Source organism: Aquimarina ulvae (assembly GCF_053613295.3).
This window is the reverse complement of record NZ_JBSIBP030000005.1, coordinates 126,860-145,661: the sequence shown is the minus strand read 5'-3', so window position 1 is coordinate 145,661 and position 18,802 is coordinate 126,860. Positions and strand designations below refer to the sequence as shown.

General features: G+C 33.6%; 19 protein-coding genes and 3 tRNA genes. 10 read left to right on the top strand and 12 right to left on the bottom strand.

Annotation, left to right across the window (positions count from 1 at the left end):
- Window positions 1-703: 703 nt before the first annotated feature.
- From ACWGOQ_RS12610 to ACWGOQ_RS12595, 4 genes are all read right to left on the bottom strand, one after another.
- Window positions 704-1,123 carry a hypothetical protein gene (locus ACWGOQ_RS12610; RefSeq protein WP_452058506.1) on the bottom strand — a complete coding sequence of 140 codons (420 nt, stop codon included), beginning with the start codon at window positions 1,121-1,123 and terminating at the stop codon, window positions 704-706.
- A gap of 31 nt (window positions 1,124-1,154) precedes the next feature.
- Complete coding sequence (locus ACWGOQ_RS12605; protein WP_452058505.1) at window positions 1,155-1,574, bottom strand: hypothetical protein; 420 nt, start codon at window positions 1,572-1,574, stop codon at window positions 1,155-1,157.
- Window positions 1,561-2,445, bottom strand: a complete 885-nt coding sequence (locus ACWGOQ_RS12600) for a hypothetical protein (protein ID WP_452058504.1) — start codon at window positions 2,443-2,445, stop codon at window positions 1,561-1,563. Before ACWGOQ_RS12600 ends, ACWGOQ_RS12605 begins: the two co-directional genes overlap by 14 nt.
- 178 nt (window positions 2,446-2,623) lie before the next feature.
- A tRNA-Leu gene (locus ACWGOQ_RS12595) sits at window positions 2,624-2,707 on the bottom strand.
- 344 nt (window positions 2,708-3,051) lie between these two features.
- Between ACWGOQ_RS12595 and ACWGOQ_RS12590 the strand changes: the two genes are divergently transcribed.
- Window positions 3,052-3,615 (top strand): type 1 glutamine amidotransferase domain-containing protein, encoded by a 564-nt coding sequence (locus tag ACWGOQ_RS12590; RefSeq protein WP_452058503.1) that lies wholly within the window; start codon window positions 3,052-3,054, stop codon window positions 3,613-3,615.
- A 330-nt stretch (window positions 3,616-3,945) separates the two neighbouring features.
- Here the strand turns inward: ACWGOQ_RS12590 and ACWGOQ_RS12585 are convergent.
- Window positions 3,946-4,018 (bottom strand) — tRNA-Lys (locus tag ACWGOQ_RS12585).
- A gap of 157 nt (window positions 4,019-4,175) precedes the next feature.
- Window positions 4,176-4,248: transfer RNA gene (locus ACWGOQ_RS12580), tRNA-Lys, on the bottom strand.
- Window positions 4,249-4,382: 134 nt separating this feature from the next.
- Here ACWGOQ_RS12580 and ACWGOQ_RS12575 point away from each other — a divergent pair.
- Window positions 4,383-4,904, top strand: a complete 522-nt coding sequence (locus tag ACWGOQ_RS12575) for a shikimate kinase (RefSeq protein WP_452058502.1) — start codon at window positions 4,383-4,385, stop codon at window positions 4,902-4,904.
- On the opposite strand, the gene ACWGOQ_RS12570 is transcribed toward ACWGOQ_RS12575, so the two are convergent.
- Genes ACWGOQ_RS12570 through hslR form a run of 3 tightly spaced genes read right to left on the bottom strand, consistent with a single transcriptional unit; the run spans window position 4,896 to window position 6,381 of the window.
- Complete coding sequence (locus tag ACWGOQ_RS12570; RefSeq protein WP_452058501.1) at window positions 4,896-5,396, bottom strand: phosphoribosyltransferase family protein; 501 nt, start codon at window positions 5,394-5,396, stop codon at window positions 4,896-4,898. The two genes, ACWGOQ_RS12575 and ACWGOQ_RS12570, sit on opposite strands and share 9 nt — an antisense overlap.
- A gap of 17 nt (window positions 5,397-5,413) precedes the next feature.
- Window positions 5,414-5,995: a methyltransferase domain-containing protein gene (locus ACWGOQ_RS12565; RefSeq protein ID WP_452058500.1), complete on the bottom strand. Its 582-nt coding sequence runs from the start codon at window positions 5,993-5,995 to the stop codon at window positions 5,414-5,416.
- Entirely contained in the window at window positions 5,992-6,381 is a 390-nt protein-coding gene (hslR, locus tag ACWGOQ_RS12560) for an Hsp15 family ribosome-associated heat shock protein (protein ID WP_452058499.1), read from the bottom strand. The genes ACWGOQ_RS12565 and hslR overlap by 4 nt, the downstream gene beginning before the upstream one ends.
- A 91-nt stretch (window positions 6,382-6,472) precedes the next feature.
- Here hslR and ACWGOQ_RS12555 point away from each other — a divergent pair, with 91 nt between their 5' ends.
- Complete coding sequence (locus tag ACWGOQ_RS12555; protein ID WP_452058498.1) at window positions 6,473-7,687, top strand: FKBP-type peptidyl-prolyl cis-trans isomerase; 1,215 nt, start codon at window positions 6,473-6,475, stop codon at window positions 7,685-7,687.
- A gap of 53 nt (window positions 7,688-7,740) precedes the next feature.
- Here the strand turns inward: ACWGOQ_RS12555 and ACWGOQ_RS12550 are convergent, their stop codons facing one another.
- From ACWGOQ_RS12550 to ACWGOQ_RS12540, 3 genes are all read right to left on the bottom strand, one after another.
- Entirely contained in the window at window positions 7,741-8,358 is a 618-nt protein-coding gene (locus tag ACWGOQ_RS12550) for a porin family protein (protein ID WP_452058497.1), read from the bottom strand.
- Window positions 8,359-8,510: 152 nt separating this feature from the next.
- Window positions 8,511-9,464: a transketolase family protein gene (locus ACWGOQ_RS12545; protein ID WP_452058496.1), complete on the bottom strand. Its 954-nt coding sequence runs from the start codon at window positions 9,462-9,464 to the stop codon at window positions 8,511-8,513.
- Between the two features lie 50 nt (window positions 9,465-9,514).
- Window positions 9,515-10,360, bottom strand: coding sequence for a transketolase (locus ACWGOQ_RS12540; RefSeq protein ID WP_452058495.1), 846 nt, complete (start codon window positions 10,358-10,360; stop codon window positions 9,515-9,517).
- Between the two features lie 177 nt (window positions 10,361-10,537).
- Here ACWGOQ_RS12540 and tgt point away from each other — a divergent pair, with 177 nt between their 5' ends.
- The 7 genes from tgt to ACWGOQ_RS12505 all read left to right on the top strand — a co-directional run bounded on the left by tgt (window position 10,538) and on the right by ACWGOQ_RS12505 (window position 18,750).
- Entirely contained in the window at window positions 10,538-11,668 is a 1,131-nt protein-coding gene (gene tgt / locus ACWGOQ_RS12535; RefSeq protein ID WP_452058494.1) for a tRNA guanosine(34) transglycosylase Tgt, read from the top strand.
- A 1-nt stretch (window position 11,669) separates the two neighbouring features.
- On the top strand, window positions 11,670-12,746 hold the full coding sequence (locus tag ACWGOQ_RS12530; protein WP_452058493.1) for an LptF/LptG family permease: 1,077 nt from the start codon (window positions 11,670-11,672) through the stop codon (window positions 12,744-12,746).
- On the top strand, window positions 12,733-13,647 hold the full coding sequence (locus tag ACWGOQ_RS12525; RefSeq protein WP_452058492.1) for a DMT family transporter: 915 nt from the start codon (window positions 12,733-12,735) through the stop codon (window positions 13,645-13,647). Before ACWGOQ_RS12530 ends, ACWGOQ_RS12525 begins: the two co-directional genes overlap by 14 nt.
- Window positions 13,648-13,718: 71 nt before the next feature.
- Window positions 13,719-14,672, top strand: coding sequence for an acetyl-CoA carboxylase carboxyltransferase subunit alpha (locus tag ACWGOQ_RS12520; RefSeq protein WP_452058491.1), 954 nt, complete (start codon window positions 13,719-13,721; stop codon window positions 14,670-14,672).
- A 168-nt stretch (window positions 14,673-14,840) separates the two neighbouring features.
- Window positions 14,841-16,388 (top strand): replicative DNA helicase, encoded by a 1,548-nt coding sequence (gene dnaB, locus ACWGOQ_RS12515; protein ID WP_452058490.1) that lies wholly within the window; start codon window positions 14,841-14,843, stop codon window positions 16,386-16,388.
- An 88-nt stretch (window positions 16,389-16,476) separates the two neighbouring features.
- Window positions 16,477-17,661: an asparagine synthetase B gene (locus ACWGOQ_RS12510; RefSeq protein WP_452058738.1), complete on the top strand. Its 1,185-nt coding sequence runs from the start codon at window positions 16,477-16,479 to the stop codon at window positions 17,659-17,661.
- A gap of 96 nt (window positions 17,662-17,757) precedes the next feature.
- Window positions 17,758-18,750: a DKNYY domain-containing protein gene (locus ACWGOQ_RS12505; RefSeq protein WP_452058489.1), complete on the top strand. Its 993-nt coding sequence runs from the start codon at window positions 17,758-17,760 to the stop codon at window positions 18,748-18,750.
- The last annotated feature ends 52 nt before the right edge of the window (window positions 18,751-18,802 follow it).

The following is an 18,802-nucleotide window of genomic DNA, read 5'->3' as shown; positions in this document are numbered from 1 at the left end:
ATTTCTTTTATAGAGGAATAAGATTAAAAATACGCTCCAGGAATATTCTAATGGATTCGTACCTGAAACAAAATCAGATTTAAATAATAGTTCAATAAAACGATGGAATATGAATTTGAATTTTGACACTTGATAATAATAATTCCTGTCTGGGTTTTGGAATTATGGTTTATTGATTATGTGAGAAAGAATAAATATAAACAATAGCATAAACTAAGAATCATTACTATACCATTTACATATCCTATTTATTGATCTTCTAATGATGTATCTTTATTTTCATATAACTCGAAAAGTCTTTCTATAAAGATAAGCTCTTTGTCATTTTTCAAATAAATGGTATCGTTAAAAACATGAGCCGTATATACTTTTGTTTTTATAGTATCTTTTATTTCTTCATCGGTCGTTTTCTTCTAGTCGAGTTAGGATAGTAGATTACCTATGTAGAATCATTGACTTTTTTGTAATTCGGATAGGTGGCATATTTATATGCTAATTTACCCCATATATAGTTAGAGTTGTATCATTCTCGAAATGCAATGTGTTATTATAAATGGAGCCATTAATTTTACTTTGGTCGTGATAATTATAAACTTTTCCCACTATACTTTTCTGTGCTGAGGATCCTTGAAATACTAAAATAAAAATCGCTATTAAACTAATATTTCCCATATATAATAGGTTTTGCTGGTATGTGCAATTCTTATTGATCTTCTAGCGATACACCTTTATATTCATATAACTTAAAAAGTCTTTCTCTAAAGATAAGCTCTTTGTCATTTTTCCAATAAATGGTATCGTTAAAAACATCAGCCATATATACTTTTGTTTTTATAGTATCTTTTAGTTCTTCTTTGGTCGGTTTTCTTCTAGTCGAGTTAGGGTAGTAGATTACGTAGATAGAATCATTAACTTTTTTGTAATTCGGATAGCTGGAATATTTATATGCTAGTTGACCACCATAGATTATTAACGTTGAATCACTCTTGAAAAAAATAGTGTTATCATATAAAGAACTTACTTTGTCATGATTGTAAACATACCCTTTGCCTATTACATTTTTTTGCGCTGAGCATCCTTGAATTACAAAAAATAAAATCACTATTAGATTAATATTTCGCATATATAATAGGTTTTGCTGGTATGTGCAATTCTTATTGATCTTCTAGCGATACACCTTTATATTCATATAACTTAAAAAGTCTTTTTCGAAAGATGAATTCTTTATCATTTTTCCAATATATCGTATCGTTGTATACATCTGTCATGTATATTTTAATTTTTAGTGTGTCCTTCAACTCTTCTTTTGTAGGCTTTTTAGGTTTAGAATTTGGGTAATAAATACAATATGTGGAATCATTAATTACCTTATAGTTAGGGTATGAGCTATATGCATATTGTCCTTTTCCTCCTGAGATAAGTAAAGTGCTGTCGGTTTCAAAATGAATACTATTGTCAAGTACAGTTGGTTCGTCAGTATATGAGTATAAATAAATTTTATCTATTATTTTTCTCTGTGCTGAACAACTATTTAATAAGAAAAATAAAAAAAATATAAAACTAATATTTTGCATAGATGATTGGTTGTTTTTTTATAAAAACTTTGATGTACTCAAGATACGGTTTTTTCTTATCTGTCGAACCTAAACTAATATTTAAAATATCTTTGAATCGATTTTCTTTATTTGCATTAAAGACATCTTTTGAAAGACTATTAATATCTAGCTCCTTCTTTGATATTCTTTCATATAATCCGTCAAGAGCATAACTATCAGATACTTTAGTTATAATGGCAACCTTAATGTCTTTCATCCTATTTATTTCTACTGTACCAAAATTTTTATTACCTGTAGCTACTTTGTTAATCCCAGCTATTATATCTTGTTCTGATAGTGAAATACGCAGTTTTAAAACCCCATCAAAAGCATATTGTCTTTTATAAGTTTCAAGTTCATCAAAAACGTCATAGGTTAGTCCTGTATCATATCTAATATTACCATAATTATTTACCTCTATAAATTCAAACTTTCCAGATTCATATTGAAAAGCATGTTTTAGTTCATTAATTAAAGTTCCAAGTGAACCATCATAAAAAACAGTACTGTTATTATTACCTTTATAAGCAAATTCCGGTTGGGGTCTAATTTTAAAAGAATATGTCGTATTAGATTGTTCTATTAGTTTAAATTCTTTTTGAGCGTTTTTTAATTCTTTTATTCTGGCTTGTAAATCTTTTTTTTCGGAACCTTTGGCGTTAGATAGTTTGGATTCTAAATCCTTTATTTTTTCCTTCACTTTTTTCTTTAATAGTTCAAAAGTTTGTTGACTATTTGGATGAATCCGAGTAGGGTAACTATTTCGAGCAACATCGTTTAATTCATCTTGCTTTTTAGCTACATCATCATCAGAAAATAGTATATCTTTAAATTGTTGAGGGTAGTACATAAGGTTTTAATACTTATTAGTCAATATGAGTATTTGATCTAATCAGAGTTGAACTTTTAACCAGTGGATGTTTTAAAGAAATTAAAGTTTAATACCTGTTGAATAGGTTTTTACTATCCACTATTCTATCGGCTGGTTTTTTTAGCTCGATAATAATAGGGTGTAACAGATTAAGTAGTACCCGGAATGGGAGTCGAACCCACACGCCCTAAAGGACACATGGCCCTCAACCATGCCTGTCTACCAATTCCAGCATCCGGGTAGAAATATACTTTTAAATAAACAATAAAAAATGTACTGTTTTTCTTTAGAATTTATTCGGATGCAAATATAGAGTAACCCATTTTTAAAAAGAAAAAAATAAACACTTTATTTATTGTTCTTGTAAAATTAAGGTGATGAAATAGTCGTGAGAAGTTTGAACTCTATTGTAAGACACGTTAGTATTTATCATCCTTTGCCTCTCGTATGCTAGCCTTACTTAGCTTTTGCTATCAAAGGTTATAGTATTGTAAGAATTAGTAAAAATATTGTAATAGATCAAATACATACTTCTCGTACATTGTCATCAACAAAGTAAAACATTAATTTAAAATAGAAAAGATTATGAAGTTAGAGAACAAAAAAATAGCCATTTTAGCCACAAACGGATTCGAAAAGTCAGAATTATTTGAGCCATTAAAAGCATTGAAAAACGAAGGTGCTACCGTACATATTATATCAAAAGATATGGGAAGTATTAAAAGTTGGGATGGAGATAACTGGGGAGAGAGTATTAAAGTAGATAGAAAAGTGTCAGAAGTAAAAGCATCAGACTATAGCAGTTTGGTACTTCCAGGCGGCGTAGCAAACCCGGATAGTCTGCGTACTGATGAGGCTTCATTGTTATTCATTAAAGACTTTTTTGCTCAAAGTAAACCAGTATCAGCGATTTGCCATGCACCGTGGTTATTAATTAGTGCAGGAGTTGTAGAAAACCGAAAAATTACATCATATAAAAGTATCAAAGACGACTTAATCAACGCAGGAGCAAATTGGGTGGATGAAGAAGTAGTTGTGGACGAGGGGTTAACAACAAGTAGAAATCCAGATGATTTACCTGTTTTTATTGATAAAATGATTGAGGAAATAAGTGAAGGAAAACATGAGGAACAAGTAGTGAACGCTTAAAAAAACAGACAAATAAATATTTACAAACCGGTAGTGAAAACTATCGGTTTTTTTATGAATTGCTAATGATATCTGTTTTTTTAATGGTTGTGGATTAGTTTCACTTTAAGCGAAATTACAATTAGAGATACACACTATATTTTATAAAGCAGCAATTTTTGAGATGAACTCTAGACTTTTTTTCTAGGTATTTTTACTATGTTTATTTGCTGAAGCTGATAGTAATCAGACAAACGGATGCCTTTTAAATTACATAAATTTTCTTAAAATAAAAAACCTTGCCAATTATAAGATTAGCAAGGTTTTGGTCATAGATGATGTTCTACTATGTGACCGGGCTGGGGCTCGAACCCAGGACCCTCTCCTTAAAAGGGAGATGCTCTACCAACTGAGCTACCCGGTCATTAGTTTGTTTTATCAAAAAAATTAAAGAACCTTTTAAACAAATAATAATTAATCTATTATCATTATTTATTTCTCATTAAAAATCGATAGCTATTTTTATTAGAATAAATTCTTTGTTACTTTAATTCAAAAAAATAATCGATTTTTATTTTATGTGACCGGGCTGGGGCTCGAACCCAGGACCCTCTCCTTAAAAGGGAGATGCTCTACCAACTGAGCTACCCGGTCATACATTCCTTTTTCCTTGAATGCGGGTGCAAATATACTATCATTAATTTATTTTTCAAGAAGAATTTAATATAAATTTGCGTTTTATTTAAAATGACCGTTTTTTCTGGCATAAATAGTTTAAATTTTAGTGTATGAATATTATTTTATTAGGGTATATGGGTTGCGGTAAGTCCTCTATTGGCAAAGGGTTAGCTTCTAAATTAAAAATGGAGTGCCTTGATCTGGATGATTATATTGAAGCCCAAGAAAAAAAATCTATCAGTCAAATTTTTGAAGAAAAAGGGGAGATATATTTTAGAAAAAAAGAAAATAAATATCTGAAAGAGGTACTGGAAACTTTTAGTAATACTATAATTTCTTTAGGAGGTGGGACGCCTTGTTTTGCCGGAAACCTAGAGCTGATTAAGGGTAACTCGCATACTAAAAGTATTTATTTGAAAACATCTTTACAAGAATTGGTCAATAGATTATTTGTTGAAAAGGACAAGAGACCTCTCTTATCACATCTAGATACAGAGTACAGCCTAAAGGATTTTATTAGAAAACACCTTTTCGAACGTTCATTTTATTATAATCAAGCTCAATATATTATTTCTACAGATACTAAAACAGTTGATGAAGTAGCAACAGAAATACAACAGGTCTTATTCTAATACAGCAATGTCATTCTTACTAAAAATAACATTGACATGTTCATGTAAAGAGGTTGATAGCGAAATACCTTTAAAATCAGCTTTAATAGGATATTTTTTGTGATTTCGATTAACAAGAACAGCAGTTTTAAATCGTATTAGAGGAACATCCAGAAAGTGCTTTACTCCATAAACCAAAGCCGTTCCTGAGTTTAATACGTCATCTGCTAAAACAAGCGATTTGTTTGTATATGCAGATGTTGGAATCGATGTTTCTACTGTATTATGAGGTGCCGTTTTATCCATGGTTACTTCACAAAGCGTAATCGTAATATCTGAGATGTCTTCTAAAATAGTTTTTAATCTTTGAGCAAAAATAAACCCGTTTTTCGAAATACCTGCAATCACTATTTCTTTTTCATTTACATTGCTTTCATAGATTTGATAGGCTATTCGCTTAATCTTATGCTGGATTTGTTCGTGAGTTAATATGATATTATCGGTAGTCTGCATAAGGCTGTTTGATTATTTTAATTGACCTCAAAGATAAAAAAGAGTTCGTTATCCATACGTGGGTGAATTGAATTATAACATTTTTCTAGTGTTTTAATTTTAAAAGAATTAGAAAATAATGCTAGATATTCTTTTTTATTACCTCCAAAAGGTGGTCCTTTTTTTTTGAACTCATTGTCAAAAAACAACCCTATTAGCTTGCCATTAGTGTTTAACAATTCTTTCATTTTATTGACATAATCCTTTCTCTGGTTGGGTGATAAAGCGCAGAAAAATGTTTGTTCTACAATAATGTCAAATTGATCTTCTAAGCTAAAAAAGTCTTCAAAAAGTATTTGGTTTTTTGGAAAATCAGGATGCCTTTTTTCAAAATTTTCCAACGTATCTTTTACAAAATCCAATATAAAGATATTTTTAAACCCCTTCTCGTATAACTGTATAGCTTCATAAGCATTACCGCATCCCGGGATCAGAATTTTAATGTCTTTGTTATGAAGTTGATCAAAATATGAAACAATCGGAGGTGAAGCATACCCAATGTCCCAACCTGTTTGTTGTGACTTGTATTTTTCACTCCAGAAATGTGAGTTTAATTTCATTCTTCACTGTCATTATCTGCTGGTCCTTCAAACCAATCATCAATATCTCTTCTGTCTTTTTTGGTAGGTCTTCCCGTACCTCTTTTTCTATAATATTCTTTGGAGTGTTTTAAAAGATCTAATTTTTGCAACGCTTCTGCAGGTGTAACGTCTTTACGATATATATCGACGAGCTTAGCGCCCAGTCGATTCTTTGGTGTATCCAGTACAATAAGTTCATAGTTAATCTGGTTTTTACGAACGGTAATTTTATCAGTAGGGTAAATTTCTCGCGATGGTTTAATAAGATCACCGTTTACCCTTACCTTACCTTCTTTACAAGCTTTAGTAGCAATACTACGTGTCTTGAAATATCTGATACACCATAAATATTTATCAATTCGCATAAAAAATGATTAAAAAATGCGTTTTATCTATTATAATAGTGAAGCAAAAGTACAAGAAAATTGTATCTTGCGCCTTTAAAAAAGCAATGAGATGAATGTAAGAAGATATATTTTTGCTACAGGTATTATTATGACAGCCTTATACGCCTGTAATAATGATGATGATGATGGCATAACTGCTGTTCCGCCCAGAGATGAAGCAGAGCAACAAGCTAACGAAGATCCTTTAATTCAGGATTATTTGAAAACGCACTTTTTTACTTTGGTGGATAATGATGCAAATCCAGATTATCAAACAATACATTTTGATACGATTGCAGGTGATAATAGTGGGCAAACTTCTATTTGGGACTCAGGACTTCTCGAAACCAAAAATATTACTCGAAATGATGTAGATTATACATTGTATATTCTAAATCAAAATAGCGGGACACAGGGTGAACGTCAACCTACTTTTGCAGATTCTACCTATGTCACATATAGAGGTGAGCTGTTTTATGATAACGAAGATCAAGATGGAGATGGTATTCCGGATGAAGCTGATGTCGATGCAGATGGTGATGGAGAAGCAGATGTAATTGACGAAGTAGTTAGAACAGATGGCGATGGAGATGGTATTGCAGATGACAGTGATGCTGATGACGATGGTATACCCGGAACGGATTCTGGGAAAGTAGACTCTGATGGAGATGGTATTATTGATGAGAATGATCCGGTTGATAATAATAATCCTGATAGAAGGGTATTTGATAGTGCTGTAACCCCAGTGTGGTTTGATTTAGTTCAGGTTATAGAAGGCTTTAGAGAAGCAACTGTAGAGTTTAGAGGTGCATCTGGTTTTACAGAGAACGAAGATGGTACTGTAAATTATGGTACCGGCTTTGGTAATTTCACAGTTTTTATACCGTCAGGATTGGGATATTTTTCTCAACCTCAAAATGGTATTCCTGTTTATTCACCATTAATTTTTAGCATTCAATTGTATGGTAGTGTGGAAGCAGATCATGATAATGATGGTGTTCCTTCTTATCTAGAAGACTTAGATGGTGATCGATTAGTTTTTGATGAAGATGATGATACTGATTCTAATGGCTTTCCGAATTATTTAGATCCTGATGATGATGGGGATGGAACACTAACAATAGATGAAGATTTAGAGCCAGATACAGATCTCAATGTTGATAGAGATGGAGATGGCGATCCTACTAATGATATCGGAGACGGAGATCCTACTAATGATGATACGGACGGGGATGGAATTCCGAATTATCTGGACACAGATAATACAGCTTCTAGAGATGATTAAAGCATAAGAAGATTAAAAAAACTCTGGAGAAATCCAGAGTTTTTTTAATCTTCTTACAAATCTAAAGCTAAACTTAGGATGAACTGATTGGATCTGGAGTCTACTCTGATAGTTTGGCCAGTATTCTCATCAATAGTTTGAGCTTGGTTTTTAGTGATGCCTCTTTCGTATCTTAGGTCGATATTAAGGCGTCTTATCTGCAGTCCAACCCCAAATTGAACACCGACGGTAAATTCATTTTTCACTTCACTTAATTGAACATCTTCTAAGTCATTTTCAACAATATATTGTAAAGCCGGACCACCAAAAACATGTAAAGGTCCCAACAGGTACACTCCTGCTAAAATAGGAAGATCCAGTTTTTTGATATCGTAATTAAGCTTTCTGTTATCAAAAGAATAGGAGCTGCTATTCTGAGTATACTGAAGTTCTGGTTTTAGATAAAAACGATCTGTGATATCTCCTCTTAAAAAGATGCCAATATGATAACCTATCCTGTCATCTGCATTTTCTGAGAGTAAATTGCCTCCAGCATTAGAGACATCGCTAAACTCTATTTTACCATTATCACCATAGTTTAGACCAGCTTTTACACCAAAGTTTACCCCTTTTTCCTGCGCTGTCATTCCATAAGAAGTAAAAAGGATTAAAAACACTAATACATTTTTCATTTAAATGAGTTTTAAAAGATGAATAAATAATTAAATAATTTGGTGGTCAGTGTTTGTATGATAACGAAGATGGAATCAGATTATTCTAAAAGTATCATGAAAAAAGCCTTCTGTGCTGAACAGAAGGCTTTAATAATACGTTTAATCGATATTTATTTTCTCTTGATCACCTTTTCTACAGCATTGGTTATAGCATCGGCATTTAAGCCATATTTTTCCATTAGTTGCTCAGGAGTTCCACTTTCTCCAAAGGTATCCTGAGTAGCAATAAACTCTTGCGGAGCAGGGTGGTTTTGAGCTAGTACTCTAGAAACGCTCTCTCCAAGTCCTCCTAAGTAGTTGTGTTCTTCTGCGGTAACAATGCAGCCTGTTTTTTTAACAGAATTTATGATAGCCTCTTCATCAAAGGGTTTAATTGTATGAATATTTATAACTTCCACACTAATACTTTTTTCTTTCAGAGCTTCTGCAGCTAACAAAGCTTCCCATACCAAATGTCCTGTAGCTACAATAGTAACATCAGTTCCTTCCTGTAAATGAATAGCTTTTCCGATTTCAAATTTTTGATCTTCTGGTGTGAAATTAGCTACTTTTGGTCGGCCGAAACGTAAGTATACCGGACCTTCGTATTCAGCGATAGCGATGGTGGCTGCTTTGGTTTGATTATAATCACATGGATTAATGACTACCATACCTGGTAACATTTTCATTAATCCAATATCCTCTAAGATCTGATGGGTTGCACCGTCTTCTCCTAATGTCAGACCTGCGTGTGAAGCACAAATTTTTACATTTTTACCACTATACGCAATGGATTGGCGAATCTGGTCGTACACACGACCTGTCGAAAAGTTGGCAAAAGTTCCTGTAAATGGAATTTTACCACCAATAGTTAGTCCTGCAGCGATCCCCATCATATTGGCTTCAGCAATACCAATCTGAAAAAAGCGATCTGGATGGTTAGCTATAAACGCATCCATTTTTAGAGAACCAATAAGATCAGCACAAAGTGCTACAACATTCTCGTTTGTTTTTCCAAGTACTTCAAGACCTGCTCCAAAACCAGAACGTGTGTCTTTTTTTCCTGTGTCTATATATTTTTTCATGTATGTTTTTTTTAAGTAATTTCCGTAAAACAGAAATCTCTCTGTATACCTTAATAGTCTCCCAGAGTTTCAGGATTTTGTGTTAACCCTATTTCTAATTGCTCATCATTTGGAGCTTTACCATGCCAGGCATGAGTATGCATCATAAAATCCACACCGTTGCCCATAACCGTATGCATCAAAATACAAACTGGTTTTCCTTTTCCTGTTCTTGTTTTCGCCTCCTTTAAGCCTTCTATAACAGCAGTAATGTCATTTCCTTTTTTGATTTCCATAACATCCCATCCAAAAGCCTCAAATTTTGCTCTTAAGCTACCCAACGGTAATACATCATCGGTAGCCCCGTCAATTTGTTGTCCATTAAGGTCTATCGTAGATATAAGATTATCTACTTTCTTTCCTGCAGCATACATAGCAGCTTCCCAAACCTGACCTTCCTGTAGTTCACCGTCTCCGTGAAGACTATAGACAAGATGATCGTCATTGTTTAGTTTTTTTGCTTGCGCAGCTCCTATAGCCACAGACATCCCTTGTCCAAGAGATCCCGAAGCTATTCTAATCCCAGGGAGGCCTTCGTGTGTTGTAGGATGTCCCTGAAGTCTACTGTTGATTAATCTAAATGTGTTTAACTCTTCTACCGGAAAATATCCGCTCCTCGCTAATACACTATAGTAAACCGGTGAAATATGACCGTTCGACAAGAAAAATAAATCTTCCTCTTTACCGTTCATGTCAAAATCGTCTTTTCTTTCTAGAATTTCTTGATAAAGAGCGACAAAAAATTCTGTACAGCCCAGAGAACCACCCGGATGTCCTGAGTTTACTTTGTGAACTTGTCGTAGAATGTCTCTACGCACCTGAGTCACAAAATCTTCTAATTGTTGTGTTTTTGGCATTGCTATGCTAATTGGCTTAATGATTAAGGCGCAAAAATAAAGGTTTTGATTACCGTGGCAAAATGTCTGAACAGCTTTTAATTAAGATACGGTTGTTAATAACGAAAAGTTTTCAGAAACTTCACATTATTAAAGTAGTTTTAGTTAGTTATCTTTGCGCTCTACGAAATAAAAACTATGCAATTCGACCTATTATCTACAGACCCTCTAAGTAAAGCCAGGGCAGGAAAAATAACAACCGATCATGGAGTTATTGAAACTCCTATTTTTATGCCTGTTGGCACTGTAGCAACCGTTAAAGGGGTGCATCAAAGAGAGTTAAAAAATGATATCAACCCAGATATTATTTTAGGAAATACGTATCATCTTTATCTCAGACCACAAACACCTATTTTAGAGAAAGCAGGAGGATTACATAAATTTATGAATTGGGATCGAAATATTCTTACCGACAGTGGTGGTTATCAAGTGTATTCGTTATCTGCGAATCGTAAAATTAAAGAAGAAGGAGTTAAGTTTAAATCTCATATAGATGGTTCATACCATTTTTTCACTCCAGAAAACGTAATGGAAATACAGCGCACAATTGGCGCGGATATTATAATGGCTTTCGATGAATGTACTCCGTATCCTTGTGATTATCGATATGCTAAAAGAAGTATGCATATGACTCACAGGTGGCTAGATAGATGTATGCAACATCTCGAAAAAATTCCAGTTAAATATGGGTATGATCAGACTTTTTTTCCGATCGTGCAAGGAAGCACCTACAAAGACTTAAGAAAACAGTCAGCAGAGTATATTGCTAAGGCAGGAGCACAGGGTAATGCAATTGGAGGATTGTCTGTAGGAGAACCAGCAGATGAAATGTATGCAATGACAGAAGTGGTAACTGAAATACTACCAGAAGATAAACCAAGATACTTGATGGGTGTAGGAACCCCAATTAATATATTAGAAAATATAGCACTTGGGATTGATATGTTTGATTGCGTTATGCCGACTCGTAACGGAAGAAACGGAATGTTATTTACAGCACATGGTACTATAAATATAAAGAATAAAAAGTGGGAAGATGACTTTTCTCCAATCGATGAAATGGCAATGACATATGTAGATACGGAATATTCAAAAGCATACTTGAAACACCTTTTTTCTGTTAATGAAATGCTAGGAAGACAAATTGCTACCATTCATAATTTGGGTTTTTATTTATGGTTGGTTCGAGAAGCAAGAAAACATATCTTAGCCGGAGATTTTTATTCCTGGAAAAATAAGATGGTGAAACAAATGGATAAAAGATTATAGTTTGAAAATATTAGACTGGTATATACTTAAACGATATTTGGGGACATTTTTTACAATGATCCTTTTATTTATTCCTATCGGTATTATCGTAGACCTTTCAGAAAAAATAGACAATATTTTAGAGCATAAAGCACCCTTTGGAGCAGTGGTATCTTACTATCTGGATTTTACCATATATTTTGCAAATCTATTATTTCCATTGTTTGTTTTTCTTTCGGTGATTTGGTTTACATCCAAGTTGGCCAATAAAACAGAGATCATTGCATTTTTAAGTTCTGGAGTCTCATTCTGGAGATTTTTAAGACCCTATATGATTGGTGCTGTTTTAATTTGTTTAGGAGCATTAGCAATGGGATTGTTTTTAGCACCAAAGGCAAGTCAAGGATTTAATGAGTTTAAATATACATATCTAAAAAAAGGTAAAAAAGTACAGGAAACTAGAAATGTATATCGACAATTAAACGATAGTATCTTTCTATATGCCAATGATTTTAAACCACTTCAAAAGAAAGCTACCAATTTTACTTTGGAGTATTTTGATGGAAATAAGCTAGTGACCAAAATTTCTGCAAGAACAATAACTTTTATTGAGAAAGATAGTATATACGAACTTAGGGATTTTGTAAAACGAACTATTTTAGAGGATGAGGATATCATAGAGAAAGCCAGAAAAAAAGATACGGTACTACCTTTTAATATCGATGAGTTTACGCCAGTGACATATGTAGCAGAGACACTTAATTATACGGAGTTAAGTAAATTTATCGAAAAAGAAAGCAAAAGAGGATCTTCTGATATAAACCGTTATAAAGTAGTGGCTTATAAAAGATGGAGTATACCTGTTTCCGCATTCATTCTCACTGTAATAGGTGTGGCAGTTTCATCAATGAAACGAAGAGGTGGAATGGGGGTAAATCTCGCCGTAGGTATCTCGCTAGCTTTCGTTTTTATCTTTTTTGATAAGGTGTTAGGTACGATGGCCAATCAATCCGATTTTCCACCCTTGGTAGCAGTTTGGTTTCCAAATGTTTCTTTTGGGATTTTAGCCATTTATCTATTGTATAATGCCAAACGTTAAACTTCAGAATTATCTACATTTTCATTTTATAGTATTTGTTTGGGGATTTACAGCAATACTTGGAGAATTGATATCTATAGACGCCCTGCCACTTGTTTGGTATCGCATGCTAATGGCTTCTGTATTTATTTACTTTTACATTCGTATTCGAAAAATTTCATTGAATATTTCGAGAAAACTACTTGTTACTTTATGCATTGCAGGTGCAATCATAGCAATGCATTGGATTACGTTTTTTGCAGCAATAAAAGCGTCTAATGTTTCTATTACTTTGGCGGTCCTTTCCACCGGAGCTTTTTTTACGTCTATTTTAGAGCCTATTTTTTATAAAAGGAAATTGATTTGGTATGAAGTGATACTGGGTCTGATGGTTATAGGTGGGCTTTATATTATTTTTAATGTCGAAGGAGATTATCTTTCAGGTATTATATATGCTATATGTTCTGCTTTTTTATCCGCTGTTTTTTCTTTAATAAATGGCAAGATTGCCCAGCAGTATACACCATCAATGATTTCATATTACGAATTAGTGAGTGGTGTTGGTTTTATTACGGTTTATTTGATTGTTGTTTCTTTTTTTGGAAATGACAATGGGGGATTTTCCATTTCTTTCTTTCAATTATCAACTTCTGATTGGGTGTATCTTATTATTTTGGCATCTGTATGTACAGCATATGCATTTATTGGTTCTGTACAGGTGATGAAATATTTAAGCCCCTACACGGTAATGTTGACCATTAATTTAGAACCAGTTTATGGAATTGTATTAGCGTTTTTGATTTTTGGAGATTCAGAAAAAATGAATCCAGGATTTTATTACGGAGCCCTCATTATAATTAGTACAGTGGTGTTAAATGGTATTTTAAAAAATATTAAAAAAATAAAAAGGCAAAGGTCTTAATACTAGTTTAACAAGTATTGTTTTATATTTGTCTGCTAACCCTAGTTAAAAAAACAAAATATATTCTTGATATGGAATATTTAGAATTTGAACTCCCTATAAAAGAACTCGAAGAACAATTTGAAAAAGCTTGTGCTATTGGAGCAGAGAGTGATGTAGATGTTACGGATACTTGTAAGCAAATTGAAAAAAAGTTGAACGAGACTAAAAAAGAAATTTACAAAAACCTGACTGCTTGGCAACGAGTACAATTATCAAGACATCCATCTAGACCATATACGTTGGATTACATAAATGCAATCTGTGGAGATTCTTTCTTAGAATTACATGGGGATCGCAATGTAAAAGATGATAAAGCGATGATTGGTGGTCTTGGTAAAGTTGGTAATCAAAGTTTTATGTTTATAGGTCAACAAAAAGGATATAATACAAAAACAAGACAGTACCGTAATTTCGGGATGGCAAACCCAGAAGGATACAGAAAAGCACTTCGATTGATGAAGAGTGCAGAAAAGTTTAATATCCCTGTGGTTAGTTTTATAGATACTCCAGGAGCTTATCCTGGTTTAGAGGCAGAAGAAAGAGGTCAAGGAGAAGCAATTGCCCGAAATATTATGGAAATGACTCGTCTGAAAGTACCAATTATTGTAATAATTATAGGAGAAGGTGCCAGTGGAGGTGCATTAGGTATAGGAGTAGGAGATAAAGTGTTAATGTTAGAGAATGCTTGGTATTCTGTAATCTCTCCAGAGAATTGCTCTTCTATACTTTGGAGAAGTTGGGACCAAAAAGAAATTGCGGCAGAAGCATTAAAACTTACTGCAAAAGATAGTGTAAAACTGAAGGTTGTTGATGAGATCGTAAGAGAACCTTTAGGAGGAGCACATAGCAATCGAGAAAAAACATTTGAAGCCGTACGAGACAAAATTTTGTCATCGTTCGAAGAGATAAAAAACTTATCACCAGAAGAATTGGTAGAAAAGCGTATGGATAAATATGCAAACATGGGAGTTTTCAAAGGCTAACCCCCAAAGAATCACTTGGCACAAAAATCTGAAGTTTTTGACTTCGGATTTTTTTATGCTTATTAACAATATAATTAAGTTATCAACAGTTCATTTGTTGAAGACTAGTGAACATTGATTACCTTTGTATAAGGGCGATCTCTTCACAATTTTTTTACATTCGTGGTTATGGAAAAAGTACAGAAAGCACAGCAATCTAATTATGTTCGGGGGAACGTAATTTCGCTGGAAAAAGGAAAAATACCTCCTCAAGCAACTGATTTAGAAGAGGTTGTGCTTGGGGCAATGATGATTGATAAAAAAGGAGTTGACGAAATTATTGATATCCTAAATCCTGATGTATTTTACCGGGAGTCTCATAAATATATTTTTGAAGCAATCTATAAACTCTTCGAAAATTCAGAACCAATAGACTTATTAACGGTTTCCAGTCAGTTAAAGAAAGATGCAAAACTAGAATTGGCTGGCGGGGAATTTTATCTGATTCAACTAACGCAAAAAGTAGCATCCTCAGCACATATCGAGTTTCATGCCCGAATAATTTTGCAGAAATATATTCAACGAAGCCTGATCAAAATATCAAATGAAATCATTGAAGAGTCTTATGATGAGACCACTGATGTTTTTGATCTTTTGGATATGGCAGAATCACGATTGTATGAAGTTACTCAAGGAAATATAAAGCGATCTACAGAAACAGCTCAGAGTCTGGTAATACAAGCAAAGAAAAAAATTCAGGAAATATCCAACAAAGAAGGGATGAGTGGTGTGCCTTCTGGTTTTGATAAATTAGATAAGCTTACTTCTGGCTGGCAACCAAGTGATTTGATCATTGTTGCAGCGCGTCCTGGTATGGGTAAAACAGCCTTGACATTATCGATGGCTAGAAATATGGCGGTCGGAGCCAATATTCCCGTAGCATTCTTTTCCTTAGAGATGTCTTCTGTACAGTTAATTACGCGGTTAATATCTTCAGAAACTGGTCTTTCTTCAGAGAAGTTGCGTACAGGTAAGTTAGAGAAACACGAGTGGGAACAACTTAATGTAAAGGTGAAAGATTTAGAAAAAGCTCCACTTTTTATTGATGATACTCCTTCTCTTTCCATTTTTGACTTAAGGGCAAAAGCGAGACGTCTTTCTTCTCAGCACGGTATAAAAATGATCGTTATTGATTACTTGCAGTTAATGACTGCTGGTGGAAGTGGTAAGAACGGAAATCGTGAACAGGAAATTTCTACAATTTCTCGGAACCTTAAGGCTTTAGCAAAAGAGTTAAATATTCCGGTTATTGCATTATCCCAGTTATCACGTGCCGTAGAAACTCGTGGAGGAAGCAAAAGGCCACTCTTGAGTGACTTAAGGGAATCTGGAGCGATTGAGCAAGATGCGGATATCGTAGCATTTATATTTAGACCTGAATATTATAAGATTGATGAATGGGACGACGAAGAAAGATCTCCTACTCAAGGACAAGGAGAATTTATTGTCGCAAAACACCGTAATGGTGGTTTAGAAAATATTAGGTTAAAATTCATTGGTCACTTAGGTAAATTTGATAACTTAGATGACTTTAGTACTCCTTTTGAGTTTCATTCTAAAATGAACGATGGTAAAGAAGAAGAAGATCCGTTTAATACAAGTCATCTTCCAAGTGCCAATGAAGCTTTTGGGAGTAGCATAAATGATTCTAATGATGATGACGATGTTCCTTTCTAAAATTAAAATGAAGAGTAAGTTTAAGGTTTTTATTTTGTTATTTTTTTTCCTTTCTTTTCAATCCTATGCTTCATATGTCTTAATTCCGATGGATGCTGATAGTCAGCAAAACCATCTCAAAGCCTATGGGATTACCTATTGGACTTTAAGCAAAGACCTTAAAGTGAAATGGCTACTTAATTATAGAGGAGGTTCTTTTTTATTGCCGGATACAGAAAATATTAGAAAAGAATGTACGATTAGAGGAGTTTCTTATGAAGTTTTAAGTGATGCCAAAACCGAAGAAATTCTTGTAGATATCAGCAGTCCTTCGAAAAACATGGAGGCTGTGATTTTGGAAAAAGCACCTAAAATAGCGGTATATTCTCCCAAAGGGAATCAACCATGGGATGATGCGGTGACGATGGTATTAACCTTTGCAGAGATTCCCTACGAAACAGTCTATGATAAAGAGGTATTAGAAGATAACTTGATATTGTATGATTGGCTTCATCTTCATCACGAAGATTTTACAGGACAATATGGAAAATTTTATAATACCTATAGAGCTACTCCTTGGTATATCAAAGAAAAGGCACAAGCTGAGAAATTAGCAAATGATCTTGGATATCAAAAAGTTTCTGAAGAAAAATTAGCCGTAGCACTGAAAATAAGAGATTATGTAGTAGGCGGAGGATTTATGTTTGCAATGTGCAGTGCTACTGATAGTTTTGAGATAGCTTTGGCAGCAGAAGGAGTAGATATATGTGAACCCATGTTTGATGGTGATCCCAGTGAACCTGGATATCAATCCAAAATTAATTATAATAAAACGTTCGCATTTAAGGATTTTATATTAGAGCGTAGTCCTAATGTATATGAGTTTTCTTCTATTGATATGACCCGAAAACGTCGTATTCCTAAAACTACGGATTATTTTACACTAATGGATTTTTCTGCAAAATGGGATCCGATTCCAACAATGCTTTGTCAAAGCCATACCGCTTTGGTAAAAGGATTTATGGGACAAACTACAGCATACGATCCGGATGAAATAAAATCCAATGTATTGGTTTTAGGAGAAAATAAGACTAATAATGAGGCCAGATATATACACGGTATTAAAGGTAAAGGGTTCTTTACCTTTTATGGAGGTCACGATCCAGAAGATTATCAGCATAGAGTTGGGGATCCAAAAACAGAATTAGAATTGCATCCAAATTCACCAGGATATCGTTTGATCCTCAATAACGTACTTTTTCCTGCTGCTAAAAAGAAAAAACAAAAAACCTAAGAGATTTCTATTTGAATATAATTCTTAACCACGGTTTATAGGGTGAAAAAAACAGATTCCTTTTCATAATTTTGTCTGATGATAAAAAAGATAATCATGATAGTAGCCATCATTTTCCTTATAGTCGGATCTTTATTCATTTATGGGGTGTATCGCTTTTTAAATCCGTTCGGAGGATTAGTAAACAAAGAACTATCAGATTCTTATTATTATACTAGAGATAATGAAGGAATTGTATACAGTCCAATGGGAAATTGGTTTTCTTTGGGTAAAGATGAAATGGAAGTAGACCTTCCTTCTTTTCAGGTTTTAGGAAGAGATTATGCCAAGGATGCTGATCATGCTTATTTTAAATCCAGAGCAATAAATTCACCAATAGATGTAGCTTCTTTTCAGGTGAAAGCAGGTTTGGTTCCTATGGATAAAAATCACGTATACATATTGACAGACGATCTTTATTATCTGCACGACTCTGATGAAGAAGGGTTTAAAATTTTAGAAGGAGCAGATGCCAAAACTTATGAACCATTAGGCTATGATTTTGCAAAAGATAAAAACTTCATTTATCATAATAATGAAAAATGTACTGTAGTCGATCATGGATCTTTTGAAATCATCAATGATCAATTTTGTAAAGACGTTAATGGAGTATATCATTATTGGTATGGTCAACCTATACTAAAAGTAGAAAATGCAAACCCTTCTAAAATCATCTCTTTGACAGACTCACATATTCGTGATGATCAAAACGTGTATTTTTATCTTAGTCATAGAGGTTTTGAAAATATAGACAAAGTAATAACACTTCCATTTCAAGATAGTGAACAAATTAGTTTTTTCGAAGATCATTCACTTCTCAAAATCGACGATCGTATTTTTTATGAAGGGCTGCTTGTAGAAAATGCGGATGCGTCCACTTTTAAAGACCTGGAATACGGATATGCAAAAGATGTAAACCACGTATTTTTTCATGGAAAAATGGTCGAAGGAGCAGACGTAAAGACCTTTAAATATAATGATGACAAATATACTTTTTCGGATAAAAATCATATCTATGAAGCAGGCAAAGTTGTTAATAAGAAGAAGTAATATTATTTAGTTTGTAAGGTTATCAGTAAGACACGACTATAGTATACTTAAA